Annotated in this window: 20 protein-coding genes; 11 read left to right on the forward strand and 9 right to left on the reverse strand. The window is 72.6% G+C overall.

Annotated elements, in window-relative coordinates:
• Positions 1–127: 127 nt before the first annotated feature.
• A complete protein-coding gene (gene polX / locus IEY82_RS27070; RefSeq protein WP_189127045.1) occupies positions 128–1,810 on the reverse strand; it encodes a DNA polymerase/3'-5' exonuclease PolX in 1,683 nt (560 codons plus the stop codon).
• Positions 1,811–1,860: 50 nt separating this feature from the next.
• Positions 1,861–2,829: an aldo/keto reductase gene (locus tag IEY82_RS27075; protein ID WP_189127046.1), complete on the reverse strand. Its 969-nt coding sequence runs from the start codon at positions 2,827–2,829 to the stop codon at positions 1,861–1,863.
• A gap of 217 nt (positions 2,830–3,046) precedes the next feature.
• Here IEY82_RS27075 and IEY82_RS27080 point away from each other — a divergent pair, with 217 nt between their 5' ends.
• The 6 genes from IEY82_RS27080 to IEY82_RS27105 all read left to right on the forward strand — a co-directional run bounded on the left by IEY82_RS27080 (position 3,047) and on the right by IEY82_RS27105 (position 12,621).
• A complete protein-coding gene (locus tag IEY82_RS27080; protein WP_189127047.1) occupies positions 3,047–4,129 on the forward strand; it encodes a sensor histidine kinase in 1,083 nt (360 codons plus the stop codon).
• 139 nt (positions 4,130–4,268) lie between these two features.
• On the forward strand, positions 4,269–6,845 hold the full coding sequence (gene lanKC / locus IEY82_RS27085; protein WP_189127048.1) for a class III lanthionine synthetase LanKC: 2,577 nt from the start codon (positions 4,269–4,271) through the stop codon (positions 6,843–6,845).
• A gap of 4 nt (positions 6,846–6,849) precedes the next feature.
• A complete protein-coding gene (locus tag IEY82_RS27090; protein WP_189127049.1) occupies positions 6,850–6,981 on the forward strand; it encodes a SapB/AmfS family lanthipeptide in 132 nt (43 codons plus the stop codon).
• A gap of 74 nt (positions 6,982–7,055) precedes the next feature.
• A complete protein-coding gene (locus tag IEY82_RS27095; RefSeq protein ID WP_189127050.1) occupies positions 7,056–8,879 on the forward strand; it encodes an ABC transporter ATP-binding protein in 1,824 nt (607 codons plus the stop codon).
• Positions 8,876–10,648, forward strand: coding sequence for an ATP-binding cassette domain-containing protein (locus IEY82_RS27100; protein WP_189127051.1), 1,773 nt, complete (start codon positions 8,876–8,878; stop codon positions 10,646–10,648). Before IEY82_RS27095 ends, IEY82_RS27100 begins: the two co-directional genes overlap by 4 nt.
• On the forward strand, positions 10,645–12,621 hold the full coding sequence (locus IEY82_RS27105) for a prolyl oligopeptidase family serine peptidase (protein WP_189127052.1): 1,977 nt from the start codon (positions 10,645–10,647) through the stop codon (positions 12,619–12,621). Before IEY82_RS27100 ends, IEY82_RS27105 begins: the two co-directional genes overlap by 4 nt.
• A 94-nt stretch (positions 12,622–12,715) precedes the next feature.
• Here the strand turns inward: IEY82_RS27105 and IEY82_RS27110 are convergent, their stop codons facing one another.
• Positions 12,716–13,321: a response regulator transcription factor gene (locus tag IEY82_RS27110; RefSeq protein WP_189127053.1), complete on the reverse strand. Its 606-nt coding sequence runs from the start codon at positions 13,319–13,321 to the stop codon at positions 12,716–12,718.
• A 45-nt stretch (positions 13,322–13,366) separates the two neighbouring features.
• Entirely contained in the window at positions 13,367–14,128 is a 762-nt protein-coding gene (locus IEY82_RS27115) for an SDR family NAD(P)-dependent oxidoreductase (protein WP_189127054.1), read from the reverse strand.
• Between the two features lie 19 nt (positions 14,129–14,147).
• Between IEY82_RS27115 and IEY82_RS27120 the strand changes: the two genes are divergently transcribed.
• Complete coding sequence (locus IEY82_RS27120) at positions 14,148–14,636, forward strand: carboxymuconolactone decarboxylase family protein (protein WP_189127055.1); 489 nt, start codon at positions 14,148–14,150, stop codon at positions 14,634–14,636.
• A 28-nt stretch (positions 14,637–14,664) separates the two neighbouring features.
• On the opposite strand, the gene IEY82_RS27125 is transcribed toward IEY82_RS27120, so the two are convergent.
• Both IEY82_RS27125 and IEY82_RS27130 read right to left on the reverse strand, forming a co-directional pair.
• Positions 14,665–15,702, reverse strand: a complete 1,038-nt coding sequence (locus IEY82_RS27125) for a zinc-dependent alcohol dehydrogenase family protein (RefSeq protein ID WP_189127056.1) — start codon at positions 15,700–15,702, stop codon at positions 14,665–14,667.
• 1 nt (position 15,703) lies between these two features.
• Entirely contained in the window at positions 15,704–16,534 is an 831-nt protein-coding gene (locus IEY82_RS27130) for a helix-turn-helix transcriptional regulator (protein ID WP_189127057.1), read from the reverse strand.
• A gap of 102 nt (positions 16,535–16,636) precedes the next feature.
• Here IEY82_RS27130 and IEY82_RS27135 point away from each other — a divergent pair, with 102 nt between their 5' ends.
• From IEY82_RS27135 to IEY82_RS27150, 4 genes are all read left to right on the forward strand, one after another.
• A complete protein-coding gene (locus IEY82_RS27135; protein WP_189127058.1) occupies positions 16,637–17,344 on the forward strand; it encodes an SDR family oxidoreductase in 708 nt (235 codons plus the stop codon).
• 36 nt (positions 17,345–17,380) lie between these two features.
• Complete coding sequence (locus IEY82_RS27140; RefSeq protein WP_189127059.1) at positions 17,381–18,790, forward strand: glutamate-cysteine ligase family protein; 1,410 nt, start codon at positions 17,381–17,383, stop codon at positions 18,788–18,790.
• Between the two features lie 103 nt (positions 18,791–18,893).
• Positions 18,894–19,886 carry a hypothetical protein gene (locus tag IEY82_RS27145; protein ID WP_189127060.1) on the forward strand — a complete coding sequence of 331 codons (993 nt, stop codon included), beginning with the start codon at positions 18,894–18,896 and terminating at the stop codon, positions 19,884–19,886.
• 52 nt (positions 19,887–19,938) lie between these two features.
• The gene (locus tag IEY82_RS27150; RefSeq protein ID WP_189127061.1) at positions 19,939–21,627 is read left to right on the forward strand and encodes an acyl-CoA dehydrogenase family protein; all 1,689 of its coding nucleotides are present in this window, start codon (positions 19,939–19,941) and stop codon (positions 21,625–21,627) included.
• 16 nt (positions 21,628–21,643) lie between these two features.
• Here IEY82_RS27150 and IEY82_RS27155 read toward each other — a convergent pair whose 3' ends face one another.
• The 3 genes from IEY82_RS27155 to IEY82_RS27165 form a co-directional block, all read right to left on the reverse strand.
• Positions 21,644–22,300: a response regulator gene (locus tag IEY82_RS27155; protein WP_189127062.1), complete on the reverse strand. Its 657-nt coding sequence runs from the start codon at positions 22,298–22,300 to the stop codon at positions 21,644–21,646.
• A complete protein-coding gene (locus IEY82_RS27160) occupies positions 22,297–23,427 on the reverse strand; it encodes a sensor histidine kinase (protein WP_189127063.1) in 1,131 nt (376 codons plus the stop codon). Before IEY82_RS27160 ends, IEY82_RS27155 begins: the two co-directional genes overlap by 4 nt.
• A gap of 121 nt (positions 23,428–23,548) precedes the next feature.
• The gene (locus tag IEY82_RS27165) at positions 23,549–23,923 is read right to left on the reverse strand and encodes a hypothetical protein (RefSeq protein WP_189127064.1); all 375 of its coding nucleotides are present in this window, start codon (positions 23,921–23,923) and stop codon (positions 23,549–23,551) included.
• Between the last annotated feature and the right edge of the window lie 239 nt (positions 23,924–24,162).

Below are 24,162 nucleotides of genomic sequence, written 5' to 3' on the forward strand. Positions count from 1 at the left end.
GCTTCTGCGGCACCGTGGTAGCACCCACTTCTGCGGCACCGTGCTAGCACCCACTTCCACGGCACCGTGGGAGCATGGCCTATGCGGCGTGTCGAACACCTCGGACGATGGTCCGAAGAGAGGCAGGTCAGGGCCGGAGGAAGGCCTGGAGACGCTCCAGCGGCCAGGTGTTGATCACGTCGTCGGTGGTCAGCCAGGCGCGCTGGGCCACGCCGACGCCGAACCGCTGGTGGGCCAGGTGCGGGATCGCGTGGGAGTCGCTGTCGATGGAGAATCTGACCCCGTGGTGCTTGGCCAGCCGGACCAGGTCGGACGGCAGGTCGGACCGGTCGGGATAGGAGTCGATCTCCATGGCCGTGCCCGTGCGGGCCGCGGCGCGGAAGACGGCGTCCCAGTCGGCGTCGACCGGCTCCCGCTTGCCGATCTTGCGGGTGGTGGGGTGGCCGATGATGTCGACGTAGGGATTTTCGCAGGCCGTGATGAAGCGGCGGGTCATCTCGTCGCGCGGCATGCCGAAGTGGGAGTGGACCGAGGCCACGCAGACGTCGAAGCCGCGCAGCACCTCGGCCGGCCAGTCGACCGAGCCGTCGGGCGCGATGTTGAGCTCGGTGCCGTGCAGCAGGCGCATGCCGGGATAGGAGCTCTGGAGCTTCGCGATGCGCTCACGCTGCGCCAGCGCCTTGTCGAGGGTCATGCGCTGCATGGTCAGGTCGGGGGCGTGGTCGGTCACCGCGTAGTAGGAGTAGCCGCGGGCGGAGGCGGCCGCCACCATGTCCTCCAGCGAGGCGATGCCGTCGGTCAGGTCGGTGTGCGTGTGCAGGTCGCCGCGCAGGTCGTCGAGCCGGACCGGCTCGGGCAATTCGCCGCGGAGCGCCGCGCGCACCTCGCCGCCGTCCTCGCGCATCGGCGGCGGTACGTACTGCATGCCGAGCGCCGCGTAGATCTCCTCCTCGGACTCCGAGGCGATCACGCGCTCGCCCTCGAACAGGCCGTATTCGGAGAGCTTCCAGCCCTTCTTGACCGCGATCTCGCGGATCGCGACGTTGTGCTCCTTGGAGCCGGTGAAGTATTGCATCGCGGCGCCCCACGACGCGGCGGGCACCACGCGCAGGTCGACCTGGACCCCCGAGGTGGTGCGCACCGACGTCTTCTTGTCGCCCGCCGCGATGACCTCCGCGACATAGGGCTGCGCGCGGAACTCCTCCATGATCGACTCGGGTGCCACTGCCAGGATGTCGACGTCGCCGATCGTGTCCTTCATCCGGCGCAGCGACCCGGCGTAGGCGACGCGCTCGGCCGACAGCGACGCCATCACCTGCTCGGCCAGCGACATCGCGACGCCGATGTGCACCCGCCGGCCCGACTGCTCCAGCTGCTCGACGCCCTTCAGCAGGTTGGCCAGGGTCTTGGGGCCGAGCCCCTTGACCCCGTCGAGCCGCCCGGCCGTGATGGCCTCGCCCAGCGCCGCCGGCGAGTCGATGCCGTAGTCGTCGAACAGCATGATCGCGGTCTTGGGCCCCAGTGTCGGCACGCGCGTCAGCCGCCGCACCCCCTCGGGCACCCGTCCGCGCAGGTCGTCGAGCTGGCGGAAGCTCCCGCGCTGGAGGAACTCCTCCATCTTCTTCGCGATCGCCTCGCCGACGCCCGGCACGGCGCGCACGTCGGTCGCCGAGATGTCCTCGGGGAAGCCGGCGATCGCCTTGGCGGCCTTCTGATAACTGCGCACGCGGAACGCGTCGCCTCCGGTCAGCGCGAACAGCTCCGCGTACTCCTGGAGCGCCGCCGCCGCCTCCTCGTTTGCACGTGCCATGCGCACAGCTTAGAAGGCGGCACCGACACTTCACCTCAGACCGTACGCGATCAGAAACGAACCTCGCGCGGCCGGTACGGCTCCGCGAGGAAGGCCAGCTCCTTCTCCGAGAGCGACACGCCCACGGCGGCCACCGCGTCGTCGACGTGGCCGTCACGGGTGGCGCCCACGATCGGCGCCGTGATCCCCGGTTGCGCCATCACCCAGGCCAGCGCGATCTGGGCGGCGGGCAGGTCGCGCTCCCGCGCCACCTGCGCGACCCGGTCCAGGACGAGCCGGTCGTTGTCCGCCTCGTACAGGTAGTCGATGCGGGGGTCGGAACCCGTCCGGGTGGTGGTTTCGGCCGTTCCGGCGCGGGCCAGGACGCCGCGCGCCAGCGGGCTCCACGGGATGACGCCCACGCCCTGGTCGGCGCAGAGCGGGAGCATCTCGCGCTCCTCCTCGCGGTAGAGCAGGTTGTAGTGCGGCTGCATGGACGTGAACCTCGTCCAGCCGTGCTCGCCGGCGACCCGCTGCGCCTTGGCGAACTGCCACGCCCACATCGAGGAGGCGCCCAGATAGCGGACCTTGCCCGCCTTGACCACGTCGTGCAGCGCCTCCATGGTCTCCTCGATCGGCGTCTCGTCGTCCCACCGGTGGATCTGGTAGAGGTCCACGTAGTCGGTGCCGAGGCGGCGCAGGGAGTCGTCGATGGCGGCGAGGATGTGCTTGCGTGACAGGCCGCGGTCGTTGCGGCCCCTGCCCATCGGGAAGTAGACCTTCGTGGCCAGCACGTAGTCCTCACGCCGGGGGAAGAGCTCGCGGAGCAGGTTGCCGGTCACGACCTCGCTCTGGCCGTCGCTGTAGATGTCGGCGGTGTCGAAGAAGGTCACGCCCGCCTCGACCGCCCGGCGGACGATCGGCTTGGCCCGCTCCTCGGGCAGCGCCCATTCCTGCTTGGCCGGATCGCCGTAGCTCATCATCCCGAGACAGACGCGAGAAACTTTCAGTCCGCTGGCGCCCAATCGCATGTAGTCCATAGGGACAACTATATGTCCTGAAATGTTCCAGATTGTGGTAACGAGGCCGTGTCGAAAGTCGGCAATGCGCTTTACATGGACAGGGCAATCGGGTCGATTGGAGGAGTGAGACGGGCGTTCCGCTTTCGCGATGCGACGGGTCCGGTGACGACTTCATTTCGGGGGACGAGTGAACGGAACAGATAGCTGGTTCGCGCGCGGATCACGTTCCGTGGCCATGCTCTCCTCCTCTCCGCTGACGCTGGGCGGGCTCGGCCTGATGGCCGGGGTGCCGGCGCTGACGGTGCCGGTGCACCGGGGGCTGGCGGACTCGGGGCACGCCGTCGCGGGCTCGGCGGTCCTGCTCGTTCTCCTGGCCGTGCACGCCCGGTTCGTGCTGCTCATACTGGCCCGCAAGGGCGTCGGGTGGTGGCTGGTCGCCGCCCAGGCGGGGCTGACGTACCTGCCGTTACCGGTCGTCGGGGCGGCCTGGATCCCCGTGTCGGGGCTGCTGTGCGGGGCCCTGCTGCTGGTCGCGCAGCAGGTCCGGTCCTTCGCCGTGGCGGCCCTGGCCATGGCCTGCGGGCCGGTGCTCCTCGCGGCTCCGCCCGAGGCGCTGACCTACGCCGGCTGGGCCGTCGCCGCCCCGCTGCTCGGCCTGGTGGAGTTCGCCCTGGTCGGCCTGGCCGTGCAGGCCGACCGGCTGTCGGCCACGCGCAGTGACGTGATCCACCGGGCGGTGGTCATCGAACGCCGCCGCTTCACCAGGGACCTGCACGACCTCGTGGGTCATCGGCTCACCGTCCTCGTGCTGAAGGCCCAGCTCATCCAGCGGCTCGTACACGAGCGCGACGAGAAGGCCGGGCAGGTGGTGGACGAGACGCTGACGCTGCTGCGCGCTCTGGCCTCCGACGTGCGTGCCGTCGCGCACGGCGAGCAGCGCTCCTCGCTGGAGCTCGAGCTGAGCTCGGCGCGGGCCCTGCTGGAATCGGTGGGGATCCGCTGCCAGATGCGGGTGTCGTGCCGCGACCTGCCGCGTGAGGTGGCCGAGGCGCTCACCCACACGCTGCGCGAGGGCGTGACCAACGTGCTGCGGCACGCCACCGCCCGCGAGTGCGTGATCCAGCTGCTCGAACAGGACCGCCTGGTGAGCCTGTCGATCAGCAACGACGGCGTCCTTCAGCGGCGCCGGCCGAAGGACGGCGGGCAGGGGCTGATCAACCTGACCGAACGGGTCACGGTGCTCGGTGGCCGGCTGGAGACCACGTCCTTACGCGGCGGGCGTTTCTTATTCACGGTGCACATTCCGAGAAATCAATAGTGACTGCCTAACAAAAGCATTTATGAGAAACGCACATAGGGCAGTGTGTTCGGCACGCCGCAATGCTGTTCTGTGTTACTAGACGAAATATCAGCGCGCCGTCATTCTTCTCGTGTGGACCTCATCGGGAAGGCGCGTGATGGATCAGTATGAGCTGTACTGCCTCGCGGATCGTCATTTCTACGACACGCTTGAGCACAGCACGGCCGACGACGCCGGCTTTCCCATTCTGCGCAGGCCGGCGCCCGGCGACTGGTCCTCCGAAGTCACCGACACCTGGTGCTACTACGCCCCCCAAGGGCAGCCGCCGATGCCCGCGCAAGGCTGGAAGATTCACGTGTCGGCCCGGCTCGACGACGCCGAGAAGGCGATAGCGGCCGTCTACGACTACTGCGTTCCCCGGAAGATCGCTTTCAAGTTCCTGCGTGGCCCGGCGGTCCTGGTCATGGTCAATTCCAAGGCCGCCTCGCGCGCCTCCAGCGGCAAGCTGATCACGATCTACCCGAGGGACGAGGCGCAGCTCGAACTCGTCCTGAAGGAACTGCACGAACTACTGCGCGACGTCCGGGGCCCCTACATCCTGAGCGACCTGCGCTACGGCGAGGGACCGCTTTTCGTGAGGTACGGCGGCTTCGCCGAACGACACTGCCTGTCCGGCGGCGGCGAGCGCGTGCTGGCCGTCGAGGACGGCGCCGGCCGGCTCGTCCCCGACGTGCGCGGCGCCACCTTCTCCGTGCCGCCGTGGACGACCTTGCCGGAGTTCCTCAAGCCGCACCTGGCCGCCCGCAACGCGGTCACCATGAGCGAGCTGCCGTACGAGATCGACACGGTGCTGCACTTCTCCAACGGCGGAGGCGTCTATCTCGCCCGGCACCTGCCCACCGGCGACCAGGTGGTGCTGAAGGAGGCCAGGCCGCACGCCGGCCTCGACGCCCTCGGCCGGGACGCGGTGACCCGGCTGACGCACGAGCGCGACGTCCTGGAACGCCTGGCCGGTCTCGGCGCGGCACCCGAGCTGCGCGACCACTTCACCGTCGGCGAGCACCACTTCCTCGTCCAGGAGTTCGTCGACGGCACCCCGCTGCAGCGGCGCCTGGTGCACCGCTACCCGCTCACCCGCGCGACCTGCGACGCCGACGACCTGGCCGCCTACACCCGCTGGGCGCTCGACACGCTGGACCAGGTGGAGGCGGCCATCGAGGCGCTGCACGAGCGCGGCGTCGTCTTCGGCGACCTGCACCCGGACAACATCCTGCTGACCGAGAGCGGGCGCGTGGTGCTCATCGACTACGAGGTCGCCACCCTGGCCGGCGACGGGGGACGGGCGGCCCTGGCCCACCCGGCGTTCGTCGCGCCACCCGACCGGCAGGGGGCCGACGTCGACAGGTACGCGATGGCCTGCCTGCGGCTGGGCCTGTTCGCGCCGCAGTGCACGATCATGCTGCCGCTGTCCCCTCCGAAGGTCGCGCAGCTCGGCGAGCTGGTCGCCGAGACGTTTCCGGGCACCCGGGACATGGCGCTGACGGCTGCGGCCACCATCATGGGCCGCGACCGGGCCGAGGCGCCGGACCTCCCGATGCCCGGCTCCGCGCCCTGGCCGCCGCTGCGCGACGCGCTCCGCCGGGCCATCACGGCCGCCGCGACCCCCGATCGCGACGACCGGCTGTTCCCCGGCGACGTGGCGCAGTTCCGCCCCGGCGGCGGCCTCAACCTCGCCCACGGCGCGGCCGGCGTCCTGTACGCGCTGGCGGTCAGCGGGGCCGGACGCTTCCCCGAGTACGACGGCTGGCTGCGCGAGCGGGCACTGCGCCCGATCCAGGGATCGGGCCTCGGACTGTACGACGGGCTGCACGGCATCGCCTACGTCCTCGACCGGCTCGGATACCGCGAGGACGCGCTCGACCTGGTGGACATCTGCCTGCGCGAGAAGTGGGACGGGCTGGAGTCGGCGCTCCACTCCGGGCTGGCCGGGATCGGGCTGAACCTGCTGCACCTCGGCGAGCCCGAGCTGACCAAGGCCGGCCTGCGCGCGGTCGACATCTGCGCCGACCGGCTCGGCGGTCCCGACGACGTGCCCGAGGTCAGCGGCGGCCTCAACCCGCGAGCCGGGCTCATGTACGGCTCCAGCGGCCCCGCCCTGCTGTTCCTGCACGCCTACGAGCACACCGGCGACCCGTCGCTGCTCGACCTGGCGGAGGTCGCGCTCCGGCAGGATCTGCGCAGGTGCCGGGCGGCCGAGGACGGTTCGCTCCAGGTGAACCAGGGCTGGCGGCTGCTGCCGTACGTGGACGAGGGCTCGGCCGGCATCGCGCTGGTGCTCGCCCGCTACCTGGCCCACCGCGACGACCCGGAGCTCGCCACCGCGCTCGCGGACCTGCTCAAGGCGGCCCGCTCCGGCTTCTTCGTCCAGCCGGGCCTGTTCACCGGCCGCGCCGGCATCATCGCCGCGCTCGCCGGCGTGCCACCGCAGCCGGACACCGCCCAGGTGCTGGAGGCGCACGTCAAGGGCCTGCGCTGGCACGCACTGCCGTACGGGGGTGGCCTGGCCTTTCCGGGCGACCAGCTGCTGCGGCTGTCCATGGATTTCGCGACTGGTTCGGCAGGTGTCCTCTTCGCCCTGAACACGGTACTGGGCGACAACCCGGGACACCTGCCGTTCCTGGAGGCCGCGCCAGTGGTGCGGCCTGTCACCCACGAGTCCCGGAAGGAGGTGTAACACCATGGTCCTTCTCGACCTGCAGGGGCTCGAGACCCCGGCGAGCAGCGACGTCGCCAGCGGCGGCAGCACGCTCACGGTTCTCGGATGTCACTCCGGCAAGCCCAGCAACCTCAGTGTCGCGCTCTGCCACTGATCAGTGAGACCGATCCCCGCGCCGACCGAGAAGGCCGGCGCGGGGATCTTCGGACTTGACGCGAGGAGGCCCGGGTGCTCGCCGGAGACCGGCTGGTCATGCGCGCGGTACGGCGGAACGGGCCGTGGACCGCGATCCTGGCGGTCACGGCCGTCGGGGGCGCGGCCGCCGAACTGGCCCTGCCGTACGTGGCGGGGCGGACCGTCGACGCGTTCCTCGCCACCGACCCCGCGGCCGTGGAGTGGCTGGCCGGCTGCGCCGCGATCGTCGCCTGCGTGGTGCTCTGCGAGAGCCTCGGCGTGTGGGCCGGCGGCGTGAGCGGAGCCCGCGCCGCCGCCCGGCTGCGCCTGGGAATGCTGCGCCACCTGCTCGGCGCGGGGCCCGCCGTCACCCGTCGCTTTCCCGAGGGCGAGCTCGTCACCCGCGCCGGGCTGAACGCCGAGGAGGTCGGCAGGGCTCCCGAGTCGGTGACCGGGGCGCTCGCGCTCCTGGTGCCCACCGTCGGCGCGCTGGTGGCGCTGACCCTCATCGCGCCCGTGCTCACCCTGACCCTGTTCGCCGGGATCGTCCTCATCCTGCTCGTGCTGAACACCTTCCTGCGCGCCACCACCACGATCGCGGGCGGTTACCAGAAGGCGCAGGGCGAGCTGGCCGCCGGCCTCGTCGAGGCGCTCGGCGGGGCGCGTACGATCGCCGCCGCCGGGACCGAGGGACTGGAGGCGCGCCGCGTCCTGCGGCCGCTGCCCCGGTTGCGGCGGCACGGCCTGCTGCTGTGGCGCGCCAACGCGACGGCGGGAGTGCGCGCCGGGCTCGTCGTGCCGCTGGTGGAGGTGGCCGTGCTGGCGGTCGGCGGCTTCATGCTGGCCGCGGGCGACCTCACGGTGGGCGAGTTGTACGCGTCCGCCAGGTACGCGGTGCTCGGCGCCGCCCTGAGCGGCGCGCTCGGTCCCATCGGCGGCCTGGCCAGGGCGCGGGCCGCGGCCGGGCGGATGGCCGAGGTGCTCGCCGTGCCCCGCACCCGCCACGGAAGCCGGGCGCTGCCGTCCGGGACGGGCACCGTGGAGTTCCGCGACGTGACGGCCGCCGGCCTGACCGTGCCGCGACTGGTCATCTCCGGTGGCTCGCTCACGGCCGTGGTCGGCCGGTCGGGGTCGGGCAAGTCGCTGCTCGCGGCGCTCGCCGCCCGGCTGGCCGACCCCGACGGCGGCACGGTCCTGCTCGACGGGGTGCCGCTGCCCGAACTGGCCCGCCCAGAGCTCAGGCGCGCCGTCGGCTGCGCCTTCGAACGCCCGGTCCTGGTCGGCGACACGATCGCCGACGCCATAGCCCTCGGCCGAGGGCTCCCGGACGACGCGCCGCCCGCGAGCGGCGACGCCGCCGACGTGGCATCGCGGGCAGGTGGCGATGTCGTGCGTCCGGCTGCCGAACTGGACGCCGTGGCGGTGGCGGCGGGGGCGGCGCGCGCCGACGGGTTCGTCAGGCGGCTGCCGCACGGGTACGCCACGCGGACCGCGGACGCGCCCCTGTCCGGTGGCGAACGCCAGCGGCTCGGCCTGGCCCGGGCCTTCGCCCAGGGGGAGCGGCTGCTGGTCCTCGACGACGCCACCTCCAGCCTCGACACCGTGACCGAACGCGAGGTCGGCCGCGCGCTCTCCGACGGGCCCGGCGGCCGTACCCGGCTGGTCGTCGCGCACCGCCTCGCCACCGCCGCCCGCGCCGACCAGGTCGTCTGGCTGGAGGACGGCGCCGTACGCGGCCGGGGACCGCACCGCGAGCTGTGGCGCGACCCGGCCTATCGGGCGGTCTTCCAGGGCGACCTCCAGCACGACCTCGAGCACGACCTCGAGCACGACCTCCAGGGCGGCTCGCGGGGGGACTTCCAGGGGGAGGAGCCATGAGGGCACTGCTCTGGCGCGCGCTGCGCCGCGAGCCGCGTCAGCTGGTCCGGATCTGTCTCTGGTCGGTGCTGGAGGCGGCGCCCGCCTTCCTCATCGGCCTCGCGGTCGCCCGGGCCATCGAGGACGGCTTCGCCGCGGGCCGGCCGGAGGTCGGACTGGCCTGGCTGACGGCGCTCGGCGCGGCCTGGGTGGTGGCCGCGGTGGCCGCCCGCCAGATCGTCCTCGCGGTGGCGGCCGTGGCGGAGCCGTTCCGCGACGACCTGCTCACCCACGTCGTCGGCGGCGCCGTCCGCCGCGCCGCCGCCGCGCCCGGCGCGCGGCAGGACAGCGCCGCCGTCACCCGCGCCGGGCTTCAGGTCGAGCTGGCCAGGGACGCCTTCGCGGCCGTCGTCACCACCGTGCGCGGTTTCGCGTTCACCGTGGTGAGCGTGGTCCTGGGCCTGCTCACGCTGGCGCCGGGGGCCGCGGCGCTGGTGCTGCCGCCGTTCGCGGCCGGGCTGGTCCTGTTCCTGGCGTCGCTGCCGCTCCTGGCCCGGCGGCAGCGGGAGTTCCTGCTCGCCGACGAGCGGCTCGCCGAGGCGATGACCGCGATGGCTGGCGGGCTGCGTGACATCGTCGCGTGCGGCGCGGAGGATCGCCAGGGCGCCCGGATGGCCGCCCACGTCGACGGCCAGGCGTCCACCGCGCGGGCCCTGGCCAGGGCGACCGCCGTTCGCACCGCCGCGCTGGGCGTCGGCGGCTGGCTGCCCGTGCTGCTCGTGCTCGCCGGGACGCCCTGGCTGCTGAGCGGCGGCGCCGGCGCCGGGGTGGTCGTCGGCGCGCTCGCCTATGTCACCCAGTCGCTGGCCCCGGCCCTCGGCGGGCTGGTGCACGGCCTCGGGGTCAGCGGCGTCCAGCTCGCCGCCACCCTGGATCGGATCACCGCCGCCCCGCCGCCACCCCCGCGCGGGGTCCGCCGCCGGCCCGCCTCGGCCGAGGTGCGGCTCCGCGAGGTCACGTTCGCGTACGGCCCCCACTCCGCCCCGGTGGTCGACGGCCTCTCGCTGAGCGTTCCCGAGGGCGAGCACCTGGCCGTCGTCGGGCCGAGCGGCGCCGGGAAGTCCACGCTGGCGGCCCTGATCAGCGGGTTGCTCCGCCCGGACACGGGCCGGGTGCTGGTCGGCGGCGTCCCCGCGGACCAGGCCGAGCACGCCGCCCGGGTGCTCATCCCCCAGGAGGCGTACGTCTTCCGCGGCACCCTGCGCGAGAACCTCGCCTACCTCCGCGCCTCGCCGGACGGCCGTGAGGAGGGCGGCCGTGAGGAGGGCGGCCGTGAGGACGGCGGCTGCGAGGAAGGCGGTGACCGACCGGACGGGGCGGGGCCCGGGCCGGCCGAGCTCGAGGCGGCGGTGCGCGCCCTCGGAGCGGCCGAGCTGGTGGCGGCCGTGGGCGGGTACGACGCCCCTCTCGACCCGGGCGCGCTGTCGGCGGGACAGCGGCAGCTCATCGCGCTGGTGCGCGCCTACCTGTCACCCGCCCGGCTGGCCATCCTGGACGAGGCCACCTGCCACCTCGATCCCGCCGCCGAGGCGCGGGTCGAGCACGCCTTCGCCACCCGTGGCGGCACGCTCGTCGTCGTCGCCCACCGGATCACCTCGGCCCGGCGGGCCGGCCGCGTCCTGCTCATGGACGGCGGCCGGGTCCAGGCCGGCACGCACGACGAACTCGTACGCACCTCATCCCTGTACGCCGACCTGGTCGGCCACTGGCAACCGGAGCCTGTGTCATGAGATATCCAGCGGCAAGGCGACTGCCCCTCGTCGAGAACCTGCACGGCCACCCCGTCCGCGACCCCTACCGCTGGCTGGAGGACCCTGACGATCCCGCGACCCGGGACTGGCAGGCCGCCCAGGACCGGCTCTGGCGTGACCAGGCCGCCGGGCTCCCGCTGCGCGAGCGGTTCGCCGCCCGCCTGACCGAGCTGGCCGCCACGGGGCTGGTCACCCCGCCGGTGTGGCGGGGGGTACGCCACTTCCGGCTGTCCCAGTCCGCCGGTCAGGAGCATCCGGTGCTCTGCCTCGACGACGAGGTGATCCTCGATCCGATGCGGCTGGATCCCAGCGGCCTCACCACGCTCGACGACTGGCAGCCCGACCTGGACGGCAGGCGGCTCGCCTACCAGCTGTCCAGGCGCGGCGACGAGCAGGCCGACCTGTACGTCATGGACCTCGGCACCGGCCAGGTGGTCGACGGCCCGGTGGGCGGCTGCCGCTACTCCCCGGTCGCCTGGCTGCCCGGCGAGGAGGGGTTCCTCTACGTCCGCTTCCGTCAGGGGATCTACCTGCACCGCCTCGGCGAGCCGGACGACGTCCAGGTCTTCAGCCGCGGCGCGGTGCCGTACGGGCTGCTGATCGACGCCGCCGGCCGCTGGCTGACGATCTCCGCGGGCACCCGGGCCGGGAACGACGTCTGGCTGGCCGACCTGTCCACCTGCTCCGCGCGGCGGCCCGAGCTGCGCGTCGTACAGGAAGGGCTGGAGGCCAACACGGCGGCGGCCGTCGGCCACGACGGGCGCGTCTACCTGCTGACCGACCAGGGGGCGCCCCGGCGCCGGCTGTGCGTGGCCGACCCGGCGGCCCCCGACGCCTGGAAGGAGCTGATCCCCGAGGATCCCGAGGCGGTGCTCGGCGCCTTCACCGTCCTCGACGGCGACCGGCTCCTGGTCTCCCGGACCCGCCACGCGGTCAGCGAGATCGGCGTCCACGACGCCGTCAGCGGGACGCGGCTGGCCACCGTGCCCCTGCCCGGCAGTGGGACCGTCACCTCGCTGACGTCGCGGCCGGGCGGCGGCCACGAGGCGTGGTTCGGTTACACCGACGCCGTCACCCCCGCCGAGGTGTGGCACTACGACGCGCGGGCGGAGCGGGCCGTCAGATGGGCCGGGCCGCCCGGCCACGTGCCGCTGCGGGGAGTGGAGAGCCGGCACGTGGAGTACCGCTCCGCCGACGGCACCCTCGTGCGCATGGTCGTCTCCGCGCTCCCCGGGCGAGAAGGGCCCCGGCCGGCGATCCTGACCGGCTACGGCGGGTTCGGCGTGCCGCTGACGCCAGGGTACGCCGCCGACTCCCGCGCCTGGGTGGAGGCCGGCGGTGTGCTGGCGATCGCCGGCCTGCGCGGCGGCGGCGAGGAGGGGGAGTCCTGGCACCGCGACGGCATGCTGGACCGCAAGCAGAACGTCTTCGACGACTTCATCGCCGCCGCGGAGAGGCTCGTCGCCGACGGGTGGACGACGCCCGACCGGCTGGCCGTCTGGGGCGAGTCCAACGGCGGTCTGCTCGTGGGAGCGGCCATGACCCAGCGTCCCGGCCTGTTCGCCGCGGTGGTCTGCTCGGCGGGGCTGCTCGACATGGTCCGTTACGAACGGTCCGGTCTGGGCGCCTCCTGGACGGCCGAGTACGGCTCCGCCGACGACCCCGGGCAGTTGGCCTGGCTGCTCGGCTACTCGCCCTACCACCACGTTCGCGACGGGGTGGACTACCCGGCGACGTTGTTCACCGTCTCGGGAGCGGACTCCAGGGTCGATCCGATGCACGCTCGCAAGATGTGCGCCGCCCTGCAGTGGGCCACCTCGGGGGACCGGCCGATCCTGCTGCGGCACGAGCCCGACGTCGGGCACGGCGCCCGCGCGGCCAGCCGGTCCGTCACGCTCGCCGCCGACATCCTGGCCTTCGTGGCCGACCGCACCGGCCTGACGACGGACTGACCGCACCCGCCTCACCGCGCACTGGCCGCGCCCGCCTGACCATGGACTGACCGGGCCGGCCTGACCGAAGCGTCGTGGGCCGGTGCCGGGCGGTTCAGATCCAGCCCGACTCGCGGGCGATGCGGATCGCGTCGATGCGGCTGCGCGCGCCGAGCTTGGCCGTACTGCGATGAAGGTAGTTTCGGACCGTTCCCTTGGACAGGAACAGCGAGGCGGCGATCTCCGACACGGACGCCCCTTCGGCGGCGGCGCCGATCACGTCCAGCTCGCGCGCCGTCAGCGGCGCGTCGGGCGGGGTCATCGCGGCGATGGCGATCTCCGAGTCGATGACCCGCTCTCCGGCGGAGACCCTGCGGATCGCGTCGGCCAGCTGGCTGGGCGGCGCGTCCTTGGCCATGAAGCCCCGTACGTGCGCGTCGAGCGCCCGCCGCAGCAGCCCCGGCGTGCCGACGCCGGTGAGGATCAGGACCCCGCAGGCGGGCAGCTTCTCGTGCAGCTCACCCGCGGCCACCAAGCCGTCCTTGCCGGGTAAGCCGACGTCGATCACCGCGACGTCCGGCTGGACGGCACAGGCGGTGGCGACGATGCGATCACCGCGATCGACTTCGGCGACGACCTCGATGTCCTCCTCGTACGCCAGCAAAGCCACGATTGCCCCGCGCACCAGATGCATGTCCTCAGCGAGCAGAGTTCGGATCACGGTTGTCCTATGGTCAGCCAGCAAATCCTTGTCGGTCCTGACGCTTCACAGGAGCGTGAGGCCGCCGTCCACGGCCAGAATCTGCCCCGTCACGTAGGAAGCATGCCCAGAAAGCAGGAATATCACGACGTTGGCGATTTCCCAGGCTGTGCCCTGGCGGCCCATCGGCACCCGCACCCGCTTGCGGTGCTCCCAGTGCCGGCTCGCCTCCCGCCCGAGCGGCGTGTCGACCAGCCCCGGCGCCACCAGGTTCGCCCGGACGCCCCGCCCCGCGCCCTCCAGCGCGACGTTCCTGGCCAGCCCGACGAGCCCGGCCTTGGACGCTTCGTACGCCGGGATCAGGCTGCCCGGCCGCAGCCCCGCCACCGAGCCGATGAGGACGATCGAGGAGTCCGGCCCGAGCAGCGGCAGCGCGGCCTTGCAGACCAGGAAGTGGGCGCGCAGGTTGACCGCGAAGACCTGGTCCCACTCCCCGGCGCTCGTCCCGGCCAGCGTGAACCCGGCGCCGATGCCCGCGTTGAGCACGATCCCGTCGATCCGCCCGGCCCGGCCGGGCAGCGCCTCGCACTGCGCGGGGTCGGCCAGGTCCACGGTGAGCACCTCGGCCGTCCCGCCCTCGTGCCTGATCCGGCTCGCGGTCTCGGCCGCCGAGGGCTCGTCCACGTCCGCGCAGACGACCTCCGCGCCCTCGCGGGCCGCGGTCATCGCGATGGCCCGCCCGTTGCCCACCGGAGGGTCCGGCTCGTCCGAGGGCCGGGTGCCCGCACCGACGACCAGCACCCGTCTCCCTACCAAGCGACCGCTCATATGGGGGATGCTAACGACCATGAGACCGCGTGTGCAGCCCCTGCCGCCGGAGCAGTGGGACGACTTCCAGAAGGCCAACCCCCTCAACGTCTTCACCACGCTGGCCCGCCACCCCACGCTCTACCGGGCCTGGCTCCGCTTCGGCGGCGCCCTCCTGTACGGCACGCTGCCCGCCCGCGACCGCGAGCTGGCCATCCTGCGCACCGCCCACCACCGCGGCAGCGCCTACGAGTGGGCCCAGCACGTCCGGATCGCCCGCGAGGCGGGCCTGTCCGACCAGGAGATCGAGTCCGTACGGCAGGCCGACGCCACCTGGGAGCCGGCCGACCGCCTGGTCCTGCGGGTGGCCGACGAGCTGCACACCGGCGGAGACCTCTCCGACGCCACCTGGGCGGCCCTGTGCGAGCGCTATGACGAGCCCGGCCGGATCGAGCTGGTGATGCTGGTGGCCCACTACGACATGCTGGCCGTCGTGCTCAACACGCTCAGGGTGCGGATCGAGGACTGAGCGCGGGCGCCCGCCGGGAGCGGGCCGGTCAGAGAGGGGCCCCGGGCGTGATCATCGTCACTCCCGGCACCGAGCCGATCGAGGCCAGCGCCTTGCCCGCGTCGGCCAGGCCGATCGTCCGGGTGACCAGCTCCTCCGGGTGGAGCAGCCCGGCCCTGATCATCTCCAGCATCGGCGGGTAGGCGTGCGCGGCCATCCCGTGGCTGCCGAGCAGCCGCAGCTCCTGGCCGATGACCCGGCTCATCGGGATCGGCGTCACGTCGTCGGGCAGCAGCCCCACCTGGACGTGCCGGCCCCGGCGGCGCAGGCTCTCGACGGAGGCCGCGCACGTCCGCGGGCTGCCCAGCGCGTCGATCGACACGTGCGCCCCGCCCCTGGTCAGCTCGCGCACCTGGGCGCCCGCGTCACCGGCCGAGCCGTCGACGAAGTGGGTGGCGCCGGCCTGCTCGGCCAGGCGGAGCGCGTCGGTGCTGATGTCGACGGCCACCACCCGCGCCCCGGCCGCCGAGGCGATCATGACGGCGGACAGGCCGACCCCGCCGCAGCCGTGCACGGCCACCCACTCGCCCGGCCGGACCTCACCGACCTGCGCCACGGCGCGGAAGGCGGTGGCGAAGCGGCAGCCCAGGCTCGCCGCGGTGAAGTAGGACATCTCCTCGGGCACCGGGATGAGGTTGACGTCGGCGTGGTCGACGGCCACGAACTCGGCGTAGGAGCCCCAGTGGGTGAAGCCGGGCTGCGTCTGGCGTTCGCACACCTGCTGCTCGCCGGCCGCGCACGCCGCGCAGGAGCCGCAGGCGCACACGAACGGCACGGTCACCCGGGCGCCGGGCAGCCAGCCGCGCACGCCGGAGCCGACCGCCTCCACGACACCGGCCAGCTCGTGGCCGGGAACGTGCGGCAGGACGCGGACGGCGGGGTCGTGCCCCTGCCAGCCGTGCCAGTCGCTGCGGCACAGGCCGGTGGCCTCGACCCGGATCACCGCCCCGTGCGGCGAGGGGGACGGGTCGGGCAGCTCGCGCAGGTCGAGCTCCCCACCGAAGAGGTCAAAGGCAACAGCTCGCATCTCACGAGCTTAGAGTCTGTCGCCGCAGGTCGCGCAAGGCCTGATGGGAGGCCGAGCCCGGCTCGGCGGTGTAGAGGACGAGGCGCAGGTCGTCGCGGTCGGGCACCGGCAGCACCTGGCAGATCGCGTCGACGGGCCCGACGACGGGGTGAGTGACGCGCTTGCGCTGCTGCCTGCGGACGCACACCTCGTGCCGCGCCCACACGTCGGCGAACTCCGGGCTGAGCGCGAGCATCTCCGCGACCAGCGCCTGGATCTCGGGGTCGTCGGGGTAGCAGCCCGACGCCACCCGCAGGTCGGCCACGGAGGCGCGGGCGAAGGCCCCCTTCTCCACGTCGTCGAGGATCTCGGCGATGTCGGGGGCGGCGAACACCCAGCGGATGACGTTGCGGTCGCTGGGCGGCCGGTTCTCGAGGTCGCCCAGGAGGGCGGCGGCCAGCGGATTCCAGGCCAGGATGTCGTACCTGGCGTCGAGCACGTAGGCGGGCACCTCCTCCAGGAAGGAGATCAGGTGCAGGATGCCGTCGGGCACGTCGCTCCGGCGGGCGGACGGGTCGGTGGCCTGGCCGGCCAGGTGGAACAGGTGGGTGCGCTCGTCCTGGTAGAGCATGAGCGCCCTGGCCAGCGCGTTGAGCACCTGCCTGGACGGGTGCGGACCCCTGCCCTGCTCCAGCCGGATGTAGTAGTCGACCGAGATGCCGGCGAGCTGGGCGACCTCCTGCCTGCGCAGCCCGGGGGTGCGCCGGCGCTCGCCCGTGGGCAGGCCGACGTGCCTCGGCGTGATCCGGTGACGCCGGGAACGCAGGAATTCGGCGAGTTCGTCACGGTTCATGCCTACATCCTGGGCAACGGGACGGACCCGTGGGTGGTACCGCCGGTCCCAGCCTCGGCAGGTCTCTCCCGCGCCACCGCGTACGCCGCGAAGGTGGGGGCCATGACGACGACAGCCCTCATCACGGGCGCCAACAGAGGAATCGGTTTTCAGATCGCGCGCCTGCTCGGCGAGCACGGCGTCACCGCCATCGTGGGAGCGCGCGACGAGGAGCGCGGGCGGGCCGCGGCCGAGCGCCTCGGCCAGCCGTACGTGCGGCTGGACGTGACCGACGAGACGAGCGTGCGGGCCGCCGCGAAGTGGATCGAGCGGGAGTACGGCGCGCTCGACATCCTGGTGAACAACGCCGGGATCATGGGCCGGTCGGACGAACCCGACGGCGTCAGCCGGGCGGACGCGCTGAGGGAGGTGTACGAGATCAACGTGTTCGGCGTGGTGACCGTGACCGACACGTTGCTGCCGTTGCTGCGCCGGGCGCCGGCGGCCCGGATCGTCAACCTGTCGAGCGGGCTCGGGTCGCTGGCCGACTCCCTCGATCCGGACAGCCGGTTCTACGGGCAGGACTACCTGGCCTACAACTCCTCCAAGACCGCGCTGAACATGGTCACCGTGGTCTACGCCAACGAGTTGCGGGACACCCCGATCAAGGTCAACGCCGCGGATCCCGGCTACTGCGCCACCGACATGACCGACCACAACGGCTACCGCACCGCCGAGCAGGGCGCGGCGATCGCGGTGCGGCTCGCCACGCTGGGGGCCGACGGCCCGACCGGCGCCTTCCTGCAGGACGAGGGTCCCGTGCGCTGGTGAGGTGTGGAGCCTCCCTCGCCGGACAGTAAGGGGGTCATGGGACGAGATTTGGACAAGGAGCGCTTCTCCGAGACGGAATATGCCCGCTTCGGGGAGCGGCTCGACGAGCAGTTGGGCGCGCTGCGCGAGTTGCTGGACCAGCCTGGGTTCGGCGAGGGACCCACCACCATCGGGGCGGAGCTGGAGCTGTTCCTGGTGGACGGCAAGGGGCGGCCGCTGCCCCGTAATGAGGAGGTGCGCGAGTCGATCGACGACCCGCGCGTGGTGCTGGAGCTGGGCCGGTTCAACCTGGAGGTCAACCTGACTCCGGTGCCGCTGGCCGGGCGGCCGTTCGAGCGGCTCGGCGCGGAGATCCAGGAGACGGTGACCAAGGTCGACGCCGCGGTCGGGCGGCTGGAGGACCAGGGCGGCGCGCTGCCCATCGGCATCCTGCCGACGCTCGACACCGAGGACTTCACCCGGGAGGCGATCAGCGACCAGAACCGGTACCGGGCGATGAGCAGGGGCGTCAGGCGGCTGCGGCTCGAACCGTTCCTGGTCAGGATCGAGGATCTGGAGCTGTCGGTCGAGGACGTCATCCTGGAGGCGGCCAACACCTCCTGGCAGGTGCACATCCGCACCCCGCCCGACCGGTTCGCCCGGTTGTTCAACGCCGCGCAGCTCGCCACCGGGCCGGTGCTGGCCGTCTGCGGCAACTCGCCGTACTTCCTCGGCAGGCAGTTGTGGGAGGAGACGCGGATCGCGCTGATGGAGGAGGCGGCCGACGACCGCGACGTCGAGCGGCGCTATCGCAAGGACGGGCGGGTGACGTTCGGGTCCGACTGGGTGCGCGAGGGCGCCTACGAGTTGTTCGAGAGGTACGTCCGCGACTACGACCCCATCCTGCCTGACCTGACGGACGACGCCGGCCCGCTGGACGTGCCCGAGCTGAGGTTGCACCAGGGCACGGTGTGGCAGTGGAACCGGCCCGTCTACGACCCGGCCGACGGCGGCCACCTGCGGGTCGAGATGCGCGCCCTGCCCGCCGGGCCCTCCTGCGCCGACATGACGGCCAACACGGCGTTCCTGCTCGGGCTGACCCTGGCGCAGGCCGAGCGTGACCTGACCGGTTACCGGTTCGCCGAGACGTACCAGAACTTCTACCGCGCGGCCATGCACGGACTGGACGCCAAGCTCTCCTGGCCGGGCATGGACGGCGAGTTCGAGGCCCCCGACCTGGTGCTGAAGCTGCTGCCGGAGGCGCGGGCCGCGCTGCTGGCGGCCGGGGTGGTGCCGGACGAGGTGGACAAGGCGCTCGGCGTGATCGAGGAGCGGACCCGGCTGCGCCGTACCGGGGCGGTCTGGCAGCGTGAGGCGCTGGCCCGTCTGGACGGCGACCGGAACCGCCTCGTCCGCGAGTACCGGGAGAACGCGCTGACCGGCGTTCCGGTACATCTGTGGCGTTAGTTACAACTATGGCCGCTCTTCGTCCGTCACACTGTCAAAGAGACGGAATAGCGAGGAATGTATGGCGGCTACGGGGATGGTTCCGACCGACAGTTCCCCCTTTGTGTTACGGCGAGCGACCAGCACCCTGGGCGAGGGCGCGGCCAAGCTGGCCAAGGAGCTCGGCCGTGTCACGGTCGAGACGGTGCTGGCGCGGGGCAACCGGACCGCCGTGCGCAAGGGGGGCGCGGCGGCGCTGGGCAAGATGCAGCCCAGGCCGGCCGACTGGTACGCCTTCGACAGCGCCGACCAGAACACCGCCGACTGGTATCCCCAGGGGCTCACCTGCGGCGAGGACTCGGGGACCGCGAAGGTGCCGGTGTTCGTGGTCAGCTGGTACTTCAAGCCGCGGCCACCGGTGCCGGAGCGCGGGATCAGGGTGACGTTCCTGAGCCCGAGCACCCTCAAGTACCAGCACGCGCTGCTGGTCGAGGCCAGGCCGGACGGGTCGTACCAGGCGATCGACATCCACGCGGGGGGCGTCGCCTGGTACGGCGACCTGCTCTACGTGGCCGACACCACGCGCGGACTGCGGGTGTTCGACGTGCGCAACCTGCTCGACCTGCGCACGGCCCAGGACGACCTGGGCGATCCCCGGCGGGTCGGCCGCGCCAACGAGAGATTCCACGCCTTCGGCTATCGCTACGTGATCCCGCAGACCGACTCCTGGCGCGTCGCGCAGCCGGGGCCGCGTTTCTCGTTCGTGTCGATCGACCGCGGCACGACGCCGCACGCGCTCATCTCCGGCGAGTACGCCGTGGCCGGCCCCAACGGCCGCGTCGCCAGGTGGGATCTACCCCTGGACGGTGGCACGCCCAGGGACGCCCACGTCATGGGCCATCCGAAGATCCAGGGCGCGGTCTCGAACCGCGGCAGGTGGTACCTGAGCCAGGCGGTGGACGCCGCCACCAACGGCAGGCTGCAGGTTTACAGCGCGGGCAAGCTCCTCACCCGTCAGTTCCCGATCGGGCCGGAGGACCTGACCGTACGCGGCGCCAAGGTGTGGAGCGTCACCGAGTTCCGGAACAAGCGGGTGATCTTCGGCGTCGACCTGTAAGCGCGCTTCGTCCCTGAGGTGCCGATGGGGAAGCTATGTAACACTCGCGAGTATGGGGAGCTATCTCATCGAACCGTTCGACGGCAGCGACCGCTACGCGACCGAGCGCTACCAGGGCGCCGCCGGACGCGACTGGTGGAGTTGCGACCCGTCGCTGCGTCTGCTCATGCGCCACCACCTCGGCGACGGCTACGCCTGGGCGGAGCCGCACCTCGCGAAGCTGGGCGCCCTCATGGGCGGCCCGATCGCCCGCCACGCGGAGGAGACCGACCGCAACCCGCCCCGGCTGGAGAAGTACGACCGCTGGGGCAGGGACGTCAGCGAGGTCGTCATGCCCCCCTCCTTCCACGCGGCCCGGCAGGCGCTCATGGCCGACAACTTCACCTCGCCCGCCTTCGCCGCGCAGGCCCGCGCGCACGGCGCGAACCCCGAGGCGCTCGCCGCCGCCTGGACCTACCTGCTCGACCAGGCCGACATCGGCATGGGCTGCGCCCTCGGCACCGGCGGCGACATGGTGGTGTCGCTGGCCGAGAAGCACGCGCCCGAAGACGTCAAGGCACGGGTACGGGAGATCTTCGCCAACGGCTTCTACTCCGGCGAGGCCGCCCAGATGTTCACCGAGCGCACCGGCGGCTCCGACCTGGCCGCGCTGGAGGCGACGGCCGTCCCCGACGGCGACGCCTGGCGGCTGTCCGGTTTCAAGTGGTTCGCCTCGAACGCCAACGGGTCGGCGTTCGTCGTCCTGGCCCGCCGCGACGGCGGCGACGTGGCCCCGTTCCTGGTGCTGTGGGAGCGGCGCGACGGCTCACGCAACGCGGTGCGGATCAGGCGGCTCAAGGACAAGCTCGGCACCCGCTCCGTCGCCTCGGCGGAGGTGGAGTTCGCCGGCGCGGAGGCGTTCCTGCTGGCCGGCGAGGGTTCCGGCTCGGGGCTCGGCACGATGATGAAGCTCACCAACGCCTCCCGGCTCGGCGTGGCGATGATGGGCGTCGGTGTGGCCCGCCGCGCGCTGGTCGAGTCGATCTGTTACGCCCGGGCCCGCGAGGCGTTCGGCCGGCCGCTGATCGAGCAGCCGCTGATGCGCCGCAAGCTGGCCGAGCTGATCGTCGAGGTCGAGGCCGCCCAGGCGATGGTCTTCGACGGCCAGATCGGGCCCCGGCTGCGCCTCGCGCCCGCCCTGATCAAGCTGCGCGCCTCCCGGCTCGGCCTCACCGCCGCCAGTGACGCGATCGAGGTGCACGGCGGCAACGGCTACATCGAGCAGTGGCCGGTCGCCAGACTGCTGCGCGACGCCCAGGTCAACCCGATCTGGGAGGGCGGCGACAACATCCTCTGCCTCGACGTCCGCCGGGCGATGCTCCGCGAGAACGCCCACGAGCCCTTCCTCGACCGCCTGGTCTCGGCGGTCGACCGGGCGCCCTCCGGTGATGCCGCGACCGCCGACCTGGTACGAGGACGGATCGACGACCTGCGCAAGGCGATCACCGTGTGGTCCTCGCTCGACCCGGTCGTGGCCGAGGCCCGGCTGTTCGCGCTGGCCCAGCTCATGGCCGACGTCTACGCGGCGGCGCTGCTGCTGGAGCAGGCGGGCTGGGGGCTCGACGACGGCCGCAAGGCCCTGGTGGCCCGCCTCTACGCCGACGCCCACCTCGCCGACCACGGCCCGCTGCGAGGTCTCGACCGCCCGGCCGAGGACCTGGAGCGCTTCGACGAGCTGCTCGCGGGAGCCCTCCAGCTTTGACTCGACGGGTGCGCGCTCACATCGGGGGGCCCAGACCGGACTGCATGGCGAACACCACCAGTTGCGCCCGGTCACGGGCCTTCAGCTTGAGCATCGCCCGGCTGACGTGGGTGCGCACGGTCTCCGTGCTGACCACCAGCCGGGCCGCGATCTCGTCGTTCGACAGGCCGGCGGCCACCCAGGTGGTCACCTCGCGTTCGCGTTCGGTCAGGTCCTTGACGCCCGGATGCGCGATCATGGCCGGAACGCGCCGGGCGAACTGGGAGATCACACTGCGGGTGACCGACGGGGACAACAACGACTCGCCTCCGGCCACCAGGCGCACGGCCCGTAACAGCTCCTCTGGATCGGCGTCCTTGAGCACGAACCCGCTGGCGCCGTCGCGCAGCGCCTCGAACACGTACTCGTCCAGCCCGAACGTGGTCAGCATGACCACCCGCACCGACCCCAGCGCCGGATCGCCGGTGATCTCCCGGAGCGCCGACAGGCCGTCCATCTCCGGCATCCGGATGTCCATCAGCACCACGTCCGGCCGCTTCTCGCGGATCACCCGCAGCCCGGCGCAGCCGTCGGCGGCCTCACCGACCAGCTCGGTGTCAGGCTCGGAGCGCAGCAACGTCCGCACGCCGACGCGGATCAGAGCCTGGTCGTCCACGACCACGACGCGGATCATGCCCTCGCCTCCACCGGTATGCGCGCCCGGACCGAGAAACCCCCGGCGGGAAGCGGCCCCACCTCCAGTGTCCCGCCGAGCTGCTCGGCCTGGGCACGCATGCCGCGGATGCCGAGCCCTCCCTCGGCCGCCGTCCCGGTGCCGGCTCCCGTGTCGGTGATCTCGACCAGCAGGTCGGCGTCGTCGCGGCGGACCAGGACCAGGGTGGTGGCCGCTCCGGCGTGGCGCAGCACGTTCGTCAGGGCCTCCCGCACGATGCGGAACGCCGCCGCCTCCACCGGACCGGCCAGGCCGAGGTCCGGCTGGACGTCCACGGTCAGCTCGACCCCGGCCGCGCGTACCCGGTCGGCCAGCTCGCCCAGGCCGTCCAGGCCGGGGCCGGGTGGCGCCGGCCCGCGGCGCGCGGGCTCGTCCCCGCGCAGCCGCTCCAGCCCCGCGCGCAGGTTGTCCAGCGACTCACGGCTGGTGGCGCGCACCGCCTCCATGGCGCGGCGGGCCTCGGCCACATCGCGGTCGAGGACGTGCAGGGCCACTCCGGCCTGCATCGCGATGGCCGCCAGCCCGTGGCCGATGGTGTCATGCAGATCCTGGGCCATGCGTAACCGTTCCTCGGAGGCCGCGCGCCGCGCCTGCTCCGTGCGCATCCCCGCGGCGGCCTCCCGCCGGATGCGCACGACCATCCCGGCCACCAGCGCGGCCATGGCGATGGCGACCTGGGGGAGCACGGTCACGGAGTCCTCGCCCTCCGCGACGGCCTTGGCGAACAGGGCCACCACCAGCACCCCCACGTCCGCCGCCACGACGGCCATGGCCCGACCGGCCGGCCACGCCACCCCCACGCCGTACACGGCGGCGGGCACCGTCAGCAGGATCGGGCCGTACGGGTAGCCGGCCGCCAGATAGGCCGCCACCGCCGCGCCGTTGACCGCCAGCGCCGTGCCCGGCCGGCGCCGCCCGGCCAGCGCCAGAGCCGCGATCACGATCAGTGTGTACGCCGCCGGGTCCAGAGGGCGGGCCGCGTCCGGCTGGTACGTCGCCGCGGGCTCCGTACCGATCAGGCCGACGGCCAGGAACGGCAAGCACGGCCACGCGTCCGCCCACCGGGCCCGCGCCCAGACACCGCTCACCTTCACGACTCTAACGCCCGGCGGATGTCACCACCCGTACGCAGAATCGCGTATCCGCGAAGGCCGCGCCCGGGGTGACGGCCCAGTAGCGGCACCTTTCCAGCATGGACGCAGGCGGCGATCAGACGCGCGCCAGGCATTTCGTCGCGAGCCAGCCGACGCCGTAGGACTTCCAGAGAATTCCCGAACCGCAGCTTCCGTATCGGCCTCCCTCCGAGTTGCCGCAGTTGAGTCCGTAGAGCACCTCGTTCTGGTTGAAGTGTTGGAGGATCCTCGAGCTTCTGTCCTTTTCGGCGTGGACGTTGATCCCTTGCACCGGCCACACTAAGTAGTTGCAGGTCGCCAGAGGTGCAGCAGGCGTGGAGTCGGCTTCGCTGACCTGACTGTGCGAGATCGCCGTAGCCGAGGCGGGAGTTGCGGTGGCGGCGGTTCCTGCGCCGGTGAGTGCCGCAGCCAGTGTTCCGATCGCGAGCGCAATGGTGGAGCGTTTGGACATCGTGTTCCCTCTTCGTCGGTGAGCGCTGGACATCCAGGGCTCTGATCTTGAATTCCGGTAGACCGTCGGGCCTTCGAGAACCGGTATTGCCCATACTGGGATTGAGACTGCTGCCGGGTCGTCACCCGGGACGCGGCCTTCGCCGATACGCGATTCTGCGTACGGCCGGTCATCGCGACCGGGGTTTATAACGAACCCGGCTCGTTCTCCACGAGGACGCCGTGGCTGACCAGGCGTTT

The sequence above is a fragment of the Nonomuraea cavernae genome, from assembly GCF_014646355.1.
Taxonomy (GTDB): Bacteria; Actinomycetota; Actinomycetes; order Streptosporangiales; family Streptosporangiaceae; genus Nonomuraea; species Nonomuraea cavernae.